The organism is Pseudomonas sp. D8002 (genome assembly GCF_013385695.1).
Taxonomy (GTDB): domain Bacteria; phylum Pseudomonadota; class Gammaproteobacteria; order Pseudomonadales; family Pseudomonadaceae; genus Aquipseudomonas.
This window is the reverse complement of the sequence record NZ_JACAPM010000057.1, coordinates 79900-95410: the sequence shown is the minus strand read 5'-3', so window position 1 is coordinate 95410 and position 15511 is coordinate 79900. Positions and strand designations below refer to the sequence as shown.

Annotated in this window: 13 protein-coding genes; 4 read left to right on the top strand and 9 right to left on the bottom strand. The window is 61.4% G+C overall.

Translation table 11 applies throughout. The annotated features are described in order from the left end of the window. Nucleotides 1–64 precede the first annotated feature (64 nt). The 3 genes from HX807_RS29525 to HX807_RS29515 all read left to right on the top strand — a co-directional run bounded on the left by HX807_RS29525 (nt 65) and on the right by HX807_RS29515 (nt 3771). A complete protein-coding gene (locus tag HX807_RS29525; RefSeq protein ID WP_177051927.1) occupies nt 65–1219 on the top strand; it encodes an acyl-CoA dehydrogenase family protein in 1155 nt (384 codons plus the stop codon). Nucleotides 1220–1401: 182 nt separating this feature from the next. Then, nucleotides 1402–2676 (top strand): MFS transporter, encoded by a 1275-nt coding sequence (locus HX807_RS29520; protein ID WP_003216727.1) that lies wholly within the window; start codon nt 1402–1404, stop codon nt 2674–2676. A gap of 168 nt (nt 2677–2844) precedes the next feature. Further along, a complete protein-coding gene (locus tag HX807_RS29515; RefSeq protein WP_003216729.1) occupies nt 2845–3771 on the top strand; it encodes a GGDEF domain-containing protein in 927 nt (308 codons plus the stop codon). A 21-nt stretch (nt 3772–3792) separates the two neighbouring features. Here the strand turns inward: HX807_RS29515 and HX807_RS29510 are convergent, their stop codons facing one another. The 7 genes from HX807_RS29510 to HX807_RS29480 all read right to left on the bottom strand — a co-directional run bounded on the left by HX807_RS29510 (nt 3793) and on the right by HX807_RS29480 (nt 11559). Then, nucleotides 3793–4554, bottom strand: coding sequence for a TenA family transcriptional regulator (locus HX807_RS29510; protein ID WP_218166164.1), 762 nt, complete (start codon nt 4552–4554; stop codon nt 3793–3795). A 79-nt stretch (nt 4555–4633) separates the two neighbouring features. After that, complete coding sequence (locus HX807_RS29505; protein ID WP_177022150.1) at nt 4634–7096, bottom strand: EAL domain-containing protein; 2463 nt, start codon at nt 7094–7096, stop codon at nt 4634–4636. Nucleotides 7097–7171: 75 nt separating this feature from the next. Next, nucleotides 7172–8992, bottom strand: a complete 1821-nt coding sequence (locus tag HX807_RS29500; RefSeq protein ID WP_177051925.1) for an ABC transporter ATP-binding protein — start codon at nt 8990–8992, stop codon at nt 7172–7174. After that, nucleotides 8985–9620: a DsbA family protein gene (locus HX807_RS29495; RefSeq protein ID WP_008433236.1), complete on the bottom strand. Its 636-nt coding sequence runs from the start codon at nt 9618–9620 to the stop codon at nt 8985–8987. The genes HX807_RS29500 and HX807_RS29495 overlap by 8 nt, the downstream gene beginning before the upstream one ends. 3 nt (nt 9621–9623) lie before the next feature. Further along, entirely contained in the window at nt 9624–10568 is a 945-nt protein-coding gene (locus tag HX807_RS29490) for a rhodanese-related sulfurtransferase (protein WP_177051923.1), read from the bottom strand. 172 nt (nt 10569–10740) lie between these two features. Beyond that, complete coding sequence (locus tag HX807_RS29485) at nt 10741–11034, bottom strand: BolA family transcriptional regulator (protein WP_003216739.1); 294 nt, start codon at nt 11032–11034, stop codon at nt 10741–10743. A 6-nt stretch (nt 11035–11040) separates the two neighbouring features. Beyond that, entirely contained in the window at nt 11041–11559 is a 519-nt protein-coding gene (locus HX807_RS29480; protein WP_003216742.1) for a DUF2059 domain-containing protein, read from the bottom strand. A gap of 193 nt (nt 11560–11752) precedes the next feature. Between HX807_RS29480 and HX807_RS29475 the strand changes: the two genes are divergently transcribed. Next, complete coding sequence (locus HX807_RS29475) at nt 11753–13141, top strand: class II fumarate hydratase (RefSeq protein ID WP_003216744.1); 1389 nt, start codon at nt 11753–11755, stop codon at nt 13139–13141. Here the strand turns inward: HX807_RS29475 and HX807_RS29470 are convergent. Beyond that, nucleotides 13138–14094: a DMT family transporter gene (locus tag HX807_RS29470; RefSeq protein WP_003216745.1), complete on the bottom strand. Its 957-nt coding sequence runs from the start codon at nt 14092–14094 to the stop codon at nt 13138–13140. The genes HX807_RS29475 and HX807_RS29470 overlap by 4 nt on opposite strands. A 187-nt stretch (nt 14095–14281) precedes the next feature. After that, the gene (locus HX807_RS29465; RefSeq protein WP_003216747.1) at nt 14282–15466 is read right to left on the bottom strand and encodes a thiolase family protein; all 1185 of its coding nucleotides are present in this window, start codon (nt 15464–15466) and stop codon (nt 14282–14284) included. Between the last annotated feature and the right edge of the window lie 45 nt (nt 15467–15511).

Genomic DNA, 15511 nt, shown 5'->3' with positions numbered 1-15511 from the left:
TCGGTGCAAGGCCTCGGCAGATTGACGACAACAGGCCCGCCGAACGGGCCGCTGAGGAATGCACATGATCCGAGACCCCGAAACGCTTCATCTGTTGCTGGAAACCCTGCAGCAGTTCGTCAACGAGGCGCTGATCCCCCGGGAAAACGAACTGGCCGAGACCGATGACGTCCCGGCGGATATCGTCAGCCAGTTCCGCGAGCTGGGCCTGTTTGGCCTGACCCTGCCCGAAGCCTACGGCGGCCTCGGGCTGACCATGGAAGAAGAGGTCAACGTGGCCTTTGAACTGGGCCGCACTTCGCCGGCATTTCGCTCCTACTTCGGCACCAACAACGGCATCGGCTCCATCGGCATCCTGCTGGACGGCACCGAGGCGCAGAAGCAGCACTACCTGCCAAAACTCGCCAGCGGTGAACTGCTCAGTTCGTTCTGCCTGACCGAGCCGGACTCCGGCTCCGACGCCGCCTCGCTGAAAACCACGGCGGTGCGCGACGGTGACCACTATGTCATCAACGGCACCAAGCGCTTTATCACCAACGCCCCCCACGCCGGGATCTACACGGTGATGGCCCGTACCAACCCGGACATCAAGGGCGCGGGCGGCATCAGTGCATTCATTGTCGAGCGCAACACCCCCGGCCTGTCCCTGGGCAAGCGCGACCACAAGATGGGCCAGAAAGGCGCCCACACTTGCGACGTGATTTTCGACAACGTGCGCGTACCGGCCGACCAACTGATCGGCGGCGTCGAAGGCGTGGGGTTCAAGACGGCGATGAAGGTGCTCGACAAGGGCCGCCTGCACATCGCCGCCGTCAGCGTCGGGGCCGCCGAGCGCATGCTCAACGATGCCCTGAACTACGCCCTGGAGCGCAAGCAGTTCGGCCAGCCGATCGCCGAGTTCCAGCTGATCCAGGCGATGCTCGCCGACAGCAAGGCCGAGATCTACGCCGCCCGCTGCATGGTGGTGGACGCTGCGCGCAAGCGTGACGAAGGCCTGAACATCGGCACCGAAGCGTCCTGCTCGAAAATGTTCGCCACGGAGATGTGCGGTCGGGTGGCCGACCGTTGTGTGCAGATTCACGGCGGTGCCGGGTATGTGAGCGAGTACGCCATCGAGCGGTTCTATCGCGATGTGCGCTTGTTCCGCCTGTATGAAGGCACTACGCAGATCCAGCAATTGGTGATCGCCCGCAACATGATTCGCGACGCCAAGCACTGAACCCCGGGAACAACACCAAATCCATGTGGGAGCTGGCTTGCCTGCGATGCAGACAACTCGGTCTGGCAGTAACACCGCGGCGATGCCATCGCAGGCAAGCCAGCTCCTACAGTGACCGTGTTCCAACCGCATTACCGCAACACCCATAACTTGTGCCCTAACAACTACAACAAGGTATCGCTATGGAAGTCGCCGCTTCGGCGGGTGCGTTGTCGCCCGCGCAAAACAAACTGTGGATCATCGTATTCATCTTCTGCTTCCTCGGCCTGCTGATCGACGGTGCCGACTTGATGCTGCTGTCCTACAGCCTCAGCAGCCTCAAGGCCGAGTTCGGCCTGACCAGCGTCGAAGCCGGCAGCCTGGGCAGCTTCACCCTGGCCGGGATGGCCATCGGCGGGATTTACGGCGGTTGGGCCTGTGACCGTTTTGGCCGGGTGAAAACCGTGGTCTGGAGCATCGTGCTGTTCTCCGCCGGCACGGCGATCCTGGGCATGACCCACAGCTATTGGCAGTTCGCGAGCACCCGTTTCTTCGCGTCCCTGGGCCTCGGCGCGCTGTATGTCGCGTGCAACACCCTCATGGCCGAATACGTGCCGACCCGCTATCGCACCACCGTGCTCGGCACCTTGCAGGCCGGTTGGTCGGTGGGCTACATCGTCGCCACCCTGCTCGCCGGCTGGATCCTGCCGAACCACGGCTGGCGCTGGTTGTTCTACGTGGCGATCATCCCGGTGATCCTCGCCGTACTGATGCAACGCCTGGTGCCGGAGCCGCAAGCCTGGATCAAGGCCCAGGCCGAACGTGCCCGGGAAAAGGCCGAAGGCATCAAGCGCGTGTCGGCGAAGAAACCCGACGGCATGTTCAAGCTGATCTTCAGCGACCCGAAAGCCAGCCGCATGTTTATCCTCTGGGCGCTGACCGCAGGCTTCCTGCAGTTCGGCTACTACGGCGTGAACAACTGGATGCCGTCGTACCTGGAAGGCGAGCTGGGGATGAACTTCAAGTCGATGACCAGCTACATGGTCGGCACCTACGCGGCGATGATTTTCGGCAAGATCCTCGCCGGGCTCGCGGCAGACCGCCTGGGCCGGCGCCTGGTGTTCGCCGTCGGCGCGCTGGGCACGGCGATTTTCCTGCCGGTGATCGTGCTGTTCCAGAGCCCGGACAACATCCTGTGGATGCTGATTGTGTTCGGTTTCCTGTACGGCATCCCCTACGGCGTGAATGCGACCTACATGACCGAAAGCTTCGAAGCGAAATTTCGCGGCTCGGCAGTGGGCGGCGCCTACAACATTGGCCGAATCGGCGCGGCGGTGGCACCGGCAGCCATTGGTTTCCTGGCGTCCCATGGCTCGATTGGCGTGGGATTCCTGGTCATGGGCGGCGCGTACTTTATCTGCGGCGTAATTCCAGCGCTGTTTATCCGTGACAAGCAGTTCGACCCGCAAAAACAATAAGCCCAACCCGGGGCCCGCGGCGACGCGGCCCCGGCTATAAGACGTGCGGCAGTTATACCCTTAGGTAAACCGGGCTAGACTGTACGTCAGTCCTACGGAACTGAAGGAACAGTACGACGCTCTCACCCAGCCTGTAAGACAGTTTTGTGCTTAGAGGCTCATTCGCTTATGAAAACACCGACCCAGACCAACGCAATTGACTTCGACAGCGCCAAATTGCAACGCCTGGGCTTTGGTCAGCCTTCCCTTCTTACACGACGCCCCGCGACGGTTGAGCAACTTCGCCAGCAACTGGGCATGCAATTGCAAACCAGCCTGGAGCCGGAGCATATCCTTGCGTTGTTCTTCCGCGAGATCCAACGCCTGGTGCCGCTGGACGCCCTGCAATACCGCCACGAAGCCAGCGACCTGCGCCTGGAGTACGGTCACCGCGGCCATCATTCGGTGAGCTATGCCCTCAGCCATGAAGGCGAGCACCTTGGCGAACTGGTGTTTCGGCGCAACCAACGCTTTCTCGAAGACGAACTGGCCAACCTGGAATCGCTGCTGGCCACCTTGCTCTACCCGATGCGCAATGCCCTGCTCTACCGTGCGGCGACTCGCAGTGCCCTGCGCGACCCACTGACCGAAACCGGTAACCGCATCGCCATGGACCAGACCCTGCAACGGGAAATCGACATGGCTCGCCGGCACCTGCAACCCCTGTCCTTGCTGATGCTGGACATCGACCACTTCAAGCACATCAACGACAGCCACGGCCATGCCACGGGCGACAAGGTGCTCAAGGCGGTCGCCGCCTCGATCAAGAGCCAGCTGCGCAATGTGGACATGGTGTTCCGGTTTGGCGGGGAAGAGTTTCTGATCCTGCTGTCCAACACCGGCCGGGACGCGGCATCGATGGTCGGCGAGCGCCTGCGCCAGGCGGCACAGGCCCAGGATTATTGGGCGGATGATGAGCGGATCGAATTGACGGTGAGCCTGGGCTGCTCGACCTTGCTGGCGGGAGAGTCCGCCGAGAGCCTGTTGCGCCGGGCGGACAGTGCCTTGTATGTGGCCAAGCGTGAAGGCCGCAATCGGCTGGCAATGGCGGGGTAATTTACCCCGCCATCACCCCGTTTACGCCTCGCTGGCAACCAGGGCCGGTTGTTTGCGGGGGGCGGCCACCGACTTTTCCAGCTGCATGCAACGTTCCAGGAACAGGTACATGTAGTCGTAGCTCTTGCAGACCGCCTGGCGCAGCTCTACCTGCAGTTCCTTGGTCGGGTTCATGCCGGCCAGAGTGCAGATGATTTCCAGGGCTTCCCAGGGATGTGCGTCATCGTACTGGGCATGCATCTTCAGCCACTTCATCGCGCGCTTGCGGTCTTCCTCAGGGAAAGCCGCGGCATAGACGCCGGTGGAACACACCACAGCGGACCACTCCCCAGTGGCCCCCTCGATGGCGTAGTTGGTGGCGGCAATCGCGACAATCAGCGAATCGGCCGAGCTGGTGTGCCAGCACCAGTGGCTCAGTGCATGCAGCTCCGGCGGCACTTCCTGTGCCTGCAATTCTTCCAGGCTGACACCATGGGCGCGGGCCCAATGAACCCAATAATCGGCGTGGTTGAGTTCCACGCGAATATTGCGCATCAGCCAGCGGCGCGCCATGTCCTCACCAGGATGGCGGGCAAATTTGGTCTTGGTGAGGTTCTGTGCCATGTACAACGCAAACTGTTCAACCACCGGCCAGCCACCAATCAGGTAGTGGCGCATGGTCTTGGCGCTGAGCTTGTTATCGCGCATGCGCTGGTACAGTTCGTGCTCGACAACGCGACGCTTGCTCTCGCTACAGTCCTGGATCAGCTGTTGCGCCCAGGCGGGGTAACTTGAGGCTTCCATAAGCGGGCCGGTTCTGTTGAATGTGTCGATCACTGTCGGGCTCCTTTTGATTTGTGATATGTACAGACCAGCAAATGTTTCATCGGAACGTGCCAGGCGCCTTGAATAACAGAGGCTGCGGTCGCACAGGTCGACACTGCAAACTATCAAAGGTAAACAACTGCGGTCGCTCGATCAGGTATCCCTGAGCGTAGTCGACCCCGATCTCAAGCAAGGCTTGTTCGATCTGGGGTGTCTCGACAAATTCGGCAATTGTGCGCTTACCCATGACGTGACCGATGTGATTGATCACTTCGACCATAGCGCGGTTAATCGGGTCGTCCAGCATATCCTTTACGAAACTTCCATCGATCTTCAAGAAGTCTACAGGTAAATGTTTAAGATATGCGAACGAGGACATCCCGGCGCAGAAGTCATCCAGGGAGAAATGGCACCCTAACTCTTTGAGCTCGTTGATAAAACGAATCGCACTACCCAAATTCGCTATAGCGCTGGTTTCTGTAATTTCAAAACAAATCATTTCCGGTGGAATGCCATAGGCAATGAATTGCTCACGCAGGAACCCAAGAAAGTCCTCATCGCCGATGGTAGTGCCTGACAGATTGATCGCGCACATGGCCATGGGCCGGCCCGGGCGCTCACGCATGCAGCCCGCGATGATCTTGAACACGTTCTCCACCACCCAACGGTCCAGGGAGGTCATCAAGCCGTAACGCTCGGCGGCCGGGATAAAACTGTCCGGCAGGATGATTCGCCCCGCCTCGTCATGCAGGCGCAGCAGGATTTCGATATGCCCATCCCCCTGTTCGGTGTGCCCAAGGGGCGCGATTTCCTGGGCGTACAGGCAAAAACGGTTCTCTTCCAGCGCCATGTGCAGGCGCTGCACCCAGGCCATCTCGCCAAAGCGCAGGGACAATTCCGAGTCATCGGCGTGATACACCTGCACCCGGTTGCGGCCCTTTTCCTTGGCCATGTAGCACGCCATGTCGGCGGCTCGCAGGGAAGTCTCCAGGGTGGTCGGGGCGTGCGTGATGTGCACCAGGCCAATACTCACGGTGGTGACAAACGGCCTGCCCTTCCACACAAAGTGCAGGCTCTGCACGGTGTGGCGCAGGCTTTCGGCGATTTTTTCCGCCACCGGCGCCGGGCAGTTCTCCAGCAGGATGCCGAACTCGTCGCCCCCCAGCCGGGCCAGGGTGTCACCTTCACGCAGGTCGGACTGCAAGAGCGCGCAGATATGCCGCAACAGTTCATCCCCCGCGGCATGCCCGCAGGTGTCGTTGACCAGCTTGAACTGGTCCAGGTCGAGGAACATCAAGGCATGGCGCCCGGTTTGCTGGCGCCCGACGTTGTGCAGCACCTGCTCCAGGCGGAACTCGAACTCGCGGCGGTTGGCCAGGCCGGTCAAGGCGTCGTGGGTGGCCTGCCAGGACAGGTTGGCGATGTACTGGCGTTCCTGTGTCATGTCGTGCAACACCAGCACCGCGCCGACGACTTTGCCGGCACTGCGGATCGGCGCGCCCACCAGGGTGACGGACACGGTGGTGCCGTCCAGGCGCTGGATCAGCTTGGAGTGCTCGCTGCCCCCACCGAGCTGGCCGCCCAATATGTGTTCGATCAGGGTAAAGCCGTCGGCCTGGGCATTTTCGTCCAGCAGGTTGAACAGCGCCGCCAGCGGCAGCCCCTGGGCCTGGGCGGCTTTCCAATGGGTCAGGGCTTCGGCGGCCGGGTTCATATACGCAATGGCGCCGTCGACATCGGTGGTGATCACTCCGTCGCCAATCGACTCCAGGGTGATCTGCGCCCGCTCCTTCTCCAACTGGAGCGCGTCGGCAAACGCATGCCGCTGGGCCAGCAGTTTGTGGGTGCGCAACAGCGCCAGCACGATCAAGCCGAGTGCCGTGGCCAGGTTGGTCACCAGCAGCAGGCGCAGAATCATCCGCGAGCCTTCACCCAGGGCATCGCTGAAGGCTTTCGCGGCCGGCGTCACCCCGTCGTTGATCGCGAAGATCCGCTGCTTCCAGCGGTGTACGTCGCTGCCGCTGACCTGATTGGCCATGATCGCTCGGTGCATCTCCTGGGCCAGGTCGTCCAGTTGCACCAGGTAGCCATCGCCCACCGTCCACAGTTCGATGGCTTTTTCCAGGTAACTGAAATGGCGGAAGTTGAGGTACAGCCAGATCAGGCTGGAAACGTCGTCAGGGTGGTTACCGCCCTTGAGGATGCCCTGGCGCGCGGCAGGCAGGTCCGGCGTCGGGCGGTCCAGGGCCAGCCGCAGCTCATGCCCGCCCTGGGGTACGGCAATCGCGTTCTGGTATTTGAGGAAGGTGGCTTCGTCGCGGCTGTCGGCGTAGAGCGTCAGGTAAAAGATCGCGTCTTTCTGGCCCTTGGACCACAGGCTTTCGCCCGCCACATAACCGCGCACCGCCGAGAGTACGTAGAGACTGACGCAGCCTAACAATGCCTGGAACAGCACGACGGCGATAAAAGGCCACACAATGCCCAATAACCGAGGGGTTCCGAGAGTCTGCTTTTGCTTCATGAGGTCCCTTGCACATGCACAACTAAAATACGCACGCGAGTGAAAACCGCTCCTGATAGCTCAGCGTAGGCTAAATCACCGCACTTGTTGCAAGTGTCCGTAAAGTTTGGCGTACAAGCCACCATCAGCAATCAACTGCTGATGGTCGCCATCTTCGGCAATATGGCCGCCATCGAACACCAATACCCGATCCGCCTGTTTCACCGCCGACAGCCTGTGGGCGATGATCAACGTGGTACGGCCACTGAGAAACCGCGCCAGCGCCTGGTGCAGGTTGTATTCGGTTGCCGCATCCAGGGCCGAGGTGGCTTCGTCGAGTATTACCACTTTCGGCTCCGCCAGCACCATCCGTGCAATGGCCAGGCGTTGACGCTGCCCACCGGAAAAGCGCACGCCGGAGCGTCCGACCACGCTGTCCAGGCCCAGCGGCAGCGCCTTGACGGTCGCATCCAGCTGGGCAATTTCCAGCGCCTGCCAACAGGCCTGGTCGCTGCGCTCGCGGCCCATGGTCAGGTTGGCGCGCACCGTATCATTGAACAGTGCCGGGTGCTGCAGCACCACGGAGACATTCTCGCGAATCGTCTCCAGGCCGATTTCCTGCTGGGTCGAACCACCGAAGCGAATGCTGCCGGCCTGCGGCGTATACAGCCCCAGCAACAGTTGCACCAGGGTACTTTTGCCGCCGCCGCTGGCGCCGACAATCGCGACTTTTTCACCCGGGGCGATGTTCAGGTTCAACTGGTCCAGCACCAGTTCCTCGCCGTAGCCGAAATTCAGGCCGCGCACTTCGATGCCGACCGTCTCGCGTCCGGTAAACGGATCGGCACCGCCCGCGTATTGCGGTTCATCGGCGCGGGCCAGCAGTTCGTTGATCCGCGTCAGCGCCCCGCCCGCCGCGTAGTAGGCGTATTGCAGGTTCAGCAACTGTTCCACCGGGCTGATCATGAACCACAGGTAACTGAACACCGCGAGCATCTGGCCGATGGACAGGTCGGAAAACAGCACCGTCAGCATCGCCGCCGCACGGAAGATGTCGATACCAAACTGGAACAGCAAGCCACTGGCGCGGCTGGAGGCGTCGCTTTTCCACTGGGAATTGACCGCAAAATCCCGCACTTCCTGGGCCCGCCGGCCCAGGCGACCGAGGAAAAAGCCCTGGCGATTGCCGGCACGCACTTCCTGGATCGCATCGAGGGTTTCGGTGAGCGCCTGGGTGAACCGCGACGTGCTGTCGTTTTCCAGCTTCTTCAGGTGCTTGACCCGCTTGCCCAACTGCACCGTGGCGTAGATCACCAGCGGGTTGAACAGCAGGATCAACAGTGCCAGCTTCCAGTGCATCCACATCAGGATCCCGGAGGTGCCTACCAGGGTGAGCATCGCCACCAGGAACCGGCTGAGGGTTTCACCGACGAATTTGTCCACCGTGTCCAGGTCGGTGACCAGGTGCGTAGTCACCGTGCCGCTGCCCAGGCTTTCGTATTCGCTGAGGGAAATGCGTTTGAGGCGCTCGATCAGCCGCACGCGAATGCGATAGACGATGTCCTTGGCCAGTCGCGCAAACAACCGCGCCTGCAGCACGTTGAACACCAGGGCGCCGCAACGCAGCAGCAAGGTCACCAGCAGCATCAGGCCGATATAGCCGGCGGCCTTCTGCCAACCCAGGGGCAATGCGTGGTTCATCACCTTCAGTGCCGCATCGCCATGGCCCAACAGCACTTCGTCCACCAGCAACGGCAGCAGCAATGGAATCGGCACGCTGCACAAGGTTGCCAGCACGGCGACGCCATTGGCGATCCACAGGGATTTCTTGTGATGCAGCGCCAGGCGGCGGACTTCCGCCCAGGTCAGCCGGTCGACACGCTTGGGTTGCTCAACGGGATCGGGCTGATCATGCACAGGCAGCTCGCTCCAGCCAGCGGCTCAGCAGCGGCGCCAATTCGGACAGCGGCTGATAGCCGTTGGTCAGCAGCGCCAGTTGCCCATTACGCTCCGCCAGCAAGGTCGGGAAACCGGCGATGCCCAGGTCCTGGACCCAGGTGAAATCCGCCGCGGTGGCCGCGTGCTGGTCGGCGCGGTCAAAAGCTTCGGCGAACTCGATACGCGGCACACCAGCGGTCTCGGCCAGTTCCACCAATACGTCGGCGCGGGTCACATCGCGCCCTTCGACGTAGAACGCCTGCTGGATCAGGCCCAGCAGTTTCCACGCGCAATCCGGCGCCAGGCTGCGGGCAGTGACCACGGCGCGGCAAGCCGGCTCGGTGTCGTAGACAAAACCATCAGGCAGTGCACCTTCACGCTTGAACGGCTGGCCGGTGGCGTCGGTCACGGCCTGCCAATGCTCAAGAATATAGCGCCGGGTCGTCGGCTCCAGCGCCGCGCCACTGCCGGTGCGCAAGCCGCCCACCACCAGGTGCAGCTCCACGCCTGCGGCCTGGGCCTGCTCAACCAGCGCCTTGGCCACCGGGGCGAAACCCCAGCACCAGGAGCACATCGGATCCATTACATAGAGCAGGCGTGCGGACATGGCTCAGGCCTCGGAGGATGGGGATTGCTTGTAGTTGTAGCCAATCGGGTGCGGCATATTGCGGGCCTTGGCCAGTTCAATCTGCTTTTGCCGGTCGATCGCGCTGCGACGGGTCTTCTCTGAAAGCTTATCCCAGCAATGCGGGCAACTGATGCCAGCTACATAGTGTTCGGATGCACGGTCCTCGACGCTGACCGGTGTGCGGCAGGCATGACATTGATCGTAGTCGCCTTCGCTCAAGTCGTGGCGCACGGTCACGCGATTGTCGAACACAAAGCAGTCGCCCTGCCACTTGGTTTCTTCCTGCGGCACCTCTTCGAGGTACTTCAGGATGCCGCCCTTGAGGTGATACACCTCGTCGAAACCCTCGCTGAGCATATAGCTCGAGGCCTTTTCGCAACGAATGCCGCCGGTGCAGAACATGGCGACTTTCTTGTGTTTGGCCGGGTCGAAGTTGGCTTTGATGTAGTCGGGAAATTCGCGAAAGCTGGTGGTCTTCGGGTCGATCGCGCCTTCAAAGGTGCCGATGGACACTTCGTAGTCGTTGCGGGTATCGATCAGCAGCACTTCAGGGTCACTGATCAGCGCATTCCAGTCCTGCGGCTCGACGTAGGTGCCGACTTTCTTGTTCGGGTCGACGCCTTCGACGCCCAGGGTCACGATCTCTTTCTTGAGCTTGACCTTGGTGCGGTAGAACGGCTGCTCGTCGCAGTACGACTCTTTGTGGTCGATGTCGTCCATGCGCGGGTCGTTCTTGAGCCAGGCCATCAAGCCATCAATGCCTTCGCGGCTGCCGGAAACGGTGCCGTTGATGCCTTCTTCGGCGATCAGCAAGGTGCCTTTGATGCCGTTTTCGACCATCGCCTGCAGCAGTGGCTCGCGCAGGGCGACGTAATCTTCGAGGGTGACGAACTTATACAGTGCCGCCACGACAATCGGTTGAGTCATGGGTGTTCTCTCCAGGTGGCTACCCTCGTAAAGGGTGAACCGGATGCAAAAAAAACGCGCCGACTGAGCGGCGCGTTGCGGATTCTAACAAAAATGGCGACGATTATGGACCGCCTCTTACTGTGGCGAGGGAGCTTGCTCCCTCGCCACATCAAGCTGATGTGCCACAGTGTCAGTGACCGCCGGCGCAGGTCGGCGAGGCCGGGGCTGCGTCGATTTTCGCCCATTCTTCAGGCGTGTAGGTATGCAGCGCCAACGCATGGAATTCGCTCATCAGGTCACCCAACGTGGCATAGACCTTCTGGTGGCGCTTGACGCGGTTGAGGCCCTCGAACTGCTGGCTGACCAGCACGGCCTTGAAGTGGGTCTGCAACCCACGGCTGTGCATATGGCTTTCATCCAGCACGCTCAAGTGTTCCGGGCTCAGGGCGACGAGTGCCGATTCGATACGCTGTTGCATGGTCATTCCTGTTTACTTCTTCTTGGCCGGGGCCGGGGCTTTTGGCGTCAGCTCGTTGGTCATGTCTTCCAGCAGCTTGTTCACCACAGGTACCGCGCTTTCCAGCTTGGCCTGGGTCATCTGGGCCGATTGCTGGGTCAGCTGGGGCATTTTCTCCAGGACTTTCTTGCCCAGTGGCGACTGGTAGAACGCAACCAGGTCCTTGAGCTCGGATTCGCTGAAGTTGTCGGTGTAGAGCTTGATCATGTCCGGCTTGAGCTTGTTCCAGCCGATGGCCTGGTCCAGGGCGGTGTTGGCCTTGGCCTGGTAGGTGTCCAGGACGGTTTGCTTGGAAGCAGGCGCCTTGGTCTGCTCGAAACGCTGGGCGAACATTTGTTGCACTTGCATGTACACCGGGGTACCCAGCTTGTCGGCATGGGCCAGGGTAAGGAAGGCTTCGGCACTGGCGTTGTGGCTGGCGGTATCGGCAAAAACCTGGCCGCTGGCACATACCAGAGCAACCGCGGTACAGATGGCACGAAGACGAGTCATCGAGTTTCCTTTTCTAGCAGGCGAGGTAAGACCCCAAGGGCGCCCATTCTGCGCCTAAAAAACGCCGCGGCTCAACCCCACGCCTTGTGGGGCCTGGTTTTGCGGGGCTTAATCCGATGAAAAGTCTTTTAAGGGAACCCCACCGGGCGATCAGGGCCTAAACTGCGCAAACGAACCTGAAGGAGTGTGCCCGATGAGCCGTATCGAAACCGACAGCCTGGGAGAAGTGCAAGTCCCGGATGACGCTTACTGGGGCGCGCAGACCCAACGCTCGCTGGTGAACTTCGCCATCGGCGACCAGCGCATGCCCCTGGCTGTGTTGCACGCCCTGGCCCTGATCAAGAAGGCTGCGGCCCGGGTCAACGACCGCAATGGCGACCTGCCCGCCGACATTGCCCGGTTGATCGAACAGGCCGCTGACGAGGTGCTCGCCGGCGAACACGACGACCAGTTTCCCCTGGTGGTGTGGCAGACCGGCAGCGGCACCCAGAGCAACATGAACGCCAACGAAGTGATCGCCGGCCGTGCCAACGAGCTGGCGGGCAAGCCCCGTGGCGGCAAGAGCCCGGTGCATCCCAACGACCACGTCAACCGTTCCCAGAGCTCCAACGACTGCTTCCCCACCGCCATGAGCATCGCCGCCGTGCAGGCCGTCACCGAGAAGCTGTTGCCGGCGATCCGTGAACTGTCTGGTGGTTTGGCAGAGTTGTCGGCGCGCCACATGAAGCTGGTGAAAACCGGCCGCACCCACATGATGGATGCGACGCCCATCACCTTCGGCCAGGAAGTCTCGGCCTTTATAGCGCAACTCGACTACGCCGAACGCGCGATCCGCAGCGCCCTGCCCGCCGTGTGTGAACTGGCCCAGGGTGGTACTGCCGTCGGCACCGGGCTCAATTCACCCCACGGTTTTGGCGAGGCGATTGCCTCGGAATTGGCCGCGCTGTCGGGCCTGCCGTTTGTCACCGCACCGAACAAATTCGCCGCGCTGTCGGGCCATGAGCCATTGACCACCCTGCACGGCGCCTTGAAGACCCTGGCCGTGGCCCTGATGAAAATCGCCAACGACCTGCGCCTGCTGGGCTCCGGCCCGCGTGCCGGGCTGGCGGAAGTCAAGTTGCCGGCGAATGAACCGGGCAGCTCGATCATGCCCGGCAAGGTCAACCCGACCCAGTGCGAAGCGCTGTCGATGCTGGCCTGCCAGGTGCTGGGCAATGACGTGACCATTGGCTTCGCCGCCAGCCAGGGCCACTTGCAGTTGAACGTGTACAAGCCGGTGATCATCCACAACCTGCTGGAATCGATCCGCCTGCTGGCCGACGGTTGCAGCAACTTCCAGGAGCACTGCATCGCCGGCCTGGAACCCGACGCCGAGCAAATGGCCGCGCACCTTGAGCGTGGCCTGATGCTGGTGACTGCGCTGAACCCGCACATCGGCTACGACAAGTCCGCCGAGATTGCCAAGAAGGCCTATGCCGAAGGGCTGACCCTACGGGAAGCGGCGCTGAAGCTGGGCTATCTCACGGACGAAGAGTTCGACCAGTGGGTGCGTCCGGAAAACATGCTGGAAGCCGGTCATTAAGACGCCAATCGTGCACGCCGGGCCCTGAGCCCGGCGAACAGCGACGGCGCCAACGCCACGGTCGCAGACCCCAGCACCACCAACACGGCACCGCCGTAGCCGAGGGCATTGATGTCTTCGGCGTGCACATACTCGGGCCACATCCAGGCGGCCAGCGCTACCGCGACGAAGGTCACCAATGGCGTCAGCGCCAGGGTGGCGCTGACGCGCGAGGCTTCCCAGTGGGCCAGGGCTTCAGCGAATGCGCCGTAGGCAATCAGCGTATTGAAACAGCAGGCCAGCAGCAGCCAGCCTTGCAGCGGGCTCAGTTGCAGCGCTTCCATCGGGTGCGCCCATGGCGTCAGCAAGAGCGCGCAGGACAGGTAGATCACCATCATCACCTGCAACGAATTCCATACCGTCAGCAACTGCTTCTGGCCCAGGGCGTAGAAGGTCCAGATGGTGGTGGCCAAGAGAATCGTCAGCACCCCGGCGGTGTAGCTGCCCAGGGAGGTCAACAACTCGGTCAGGCGCTGGTTGAAGAACAGGCCGAAGCCGATGATCAGCACCAGCAGGCCCATGCCCTGCCCGAGGCTGAAGCGTTCCTTGAACACGAAGACGCTGGCGATCATCAGGAAGATCGGGCCCACCTGTACCACCAGTTGCGCAGTGCCGGGGCTCAGCAGTTTGAGGCCGACCAGGTAGAGCACGTAGTTGCCCATCAGGCCGCACACGGCGATTGCTACCAGCCAGCCACCTTTTGGTCCGAGGGAACGCCAGCTGGGCAGGCGCCTTACGGCGGCGAGATAGATAAACAGACAACTGCCGGAGACGACCAGGCGAAACCAGGTGACGGTGACGGGGTCCATCACCTGCAAGACCTGTTTGAGTTTGATCGGCAGAATGCCCCAGAGCAGCGCGGTCAGCAGGGCCAGGGATAAACCGTAGACCCAACGGCCCGATGAGATGTGCATGAGTGCCCCGAATGCCTGAGGTGGAGGAGGTGCATTCTAGGGGGATGTGAACGGATTGGGATACGGTGCTGATCAAATGTGGGAGCGGGCTTGCTCGCGAAGGCGGTCTATCAGCCAACATTTTCATCGACTGCCCCGCCGCATTCGCGAGCAAGTCGAATCGTCGCACCGCCACTCCCACACTGAGTCAGCGTACGGCTTCGAACAAGCCGGTGGCACCCATGCCGCCGCCCACACACATAGTGACAATGCCGTAACGCAACTTGCGCCGCTGCAACTCACGCACCAGATGCCCCACCTGCCGCGACCCCGTCATCCCAAACGGATGCCCGATGGAAATCGACCCACCGTTGACGTTGTACTTGGCGTTATCAATTTCCAGCCGATTACGCGCATAAAGGCACTGCGAGGCAAACGCCTCATTCAACTCCCACAAATCAATATCCGCCACTGCCAGCCCACGGGCCTTGAGCAACTTGGGCACCGAAAACACCGGCCCGATCCCCATCTCATCCGGCTCACACCCCGCCACCGTAAACCCGCGAAAAAACGCCTTGGGCTTAAGCCCCAGTTCCAGCGCTTTTTCCAGGCTCATCACCAGTGTCATGGAGGCCCCATCAGACAACTGCGACGAATTCCCCGCCGTCACCGACCCATCCTCCGCAAACACCGGCTTCAATCCCGCAAGACTGGCCAACGTCGTATCCGGACGATTGCAATCATCCCGATCCACCACCCCCTCCAACACCTGCACCGCGCCAGTGTTCTTGTCCTCAACCTTGTACTTCACCGCCATCGGCACGATTTCATCATCGAACAACCCGTCAGCCTGGGCCTGAGCCGTACGCTGCTGGCTTTGCAGCGCATACAGATCCTGCTCTTCACGACTGACGTGATACCGCCGCGCAACGATTTCCGCCGTCTGCCCCATGGGAAAGTAAATGCCCGGCACCTGCTCCTTGAGCAACGGATTGATCAGGTTATCGGTGTTGACGCTCTTCATGGTCAGGCTGATGGACTCGACCCCACCGGCGACAATGATCTCGCTGCACCCGGAAGCAATCTGGTTGGCGGCGATCGCAATCGCCTGCAACCCCGAGGAACAGAAACGGTTGAGGGTCATGCCCGCCGTACCGGTACCCAGTTGCGACAACACCGCCACATTGCGGCCGATGTTGTAGCCCTGGGCACCTTCGTTGGAACCGGCGCCGACGATGCAGTCCTCGACCGTGGCCGGGTCGATGCCGTTGCGGGTCAGCAACGCGTTCACGCAATGGGCAGCCATGTCATCGGGACGGGTCTGGTTGAACTTGCCGCGAAAGGACTTGGCCAGGCCGGTTCGCACGCTGTCGACGATCACTACTTCACGCATGGGCTACCTCAATTGTTGTGGTTGTTGAGAGATGGATCGAGCATA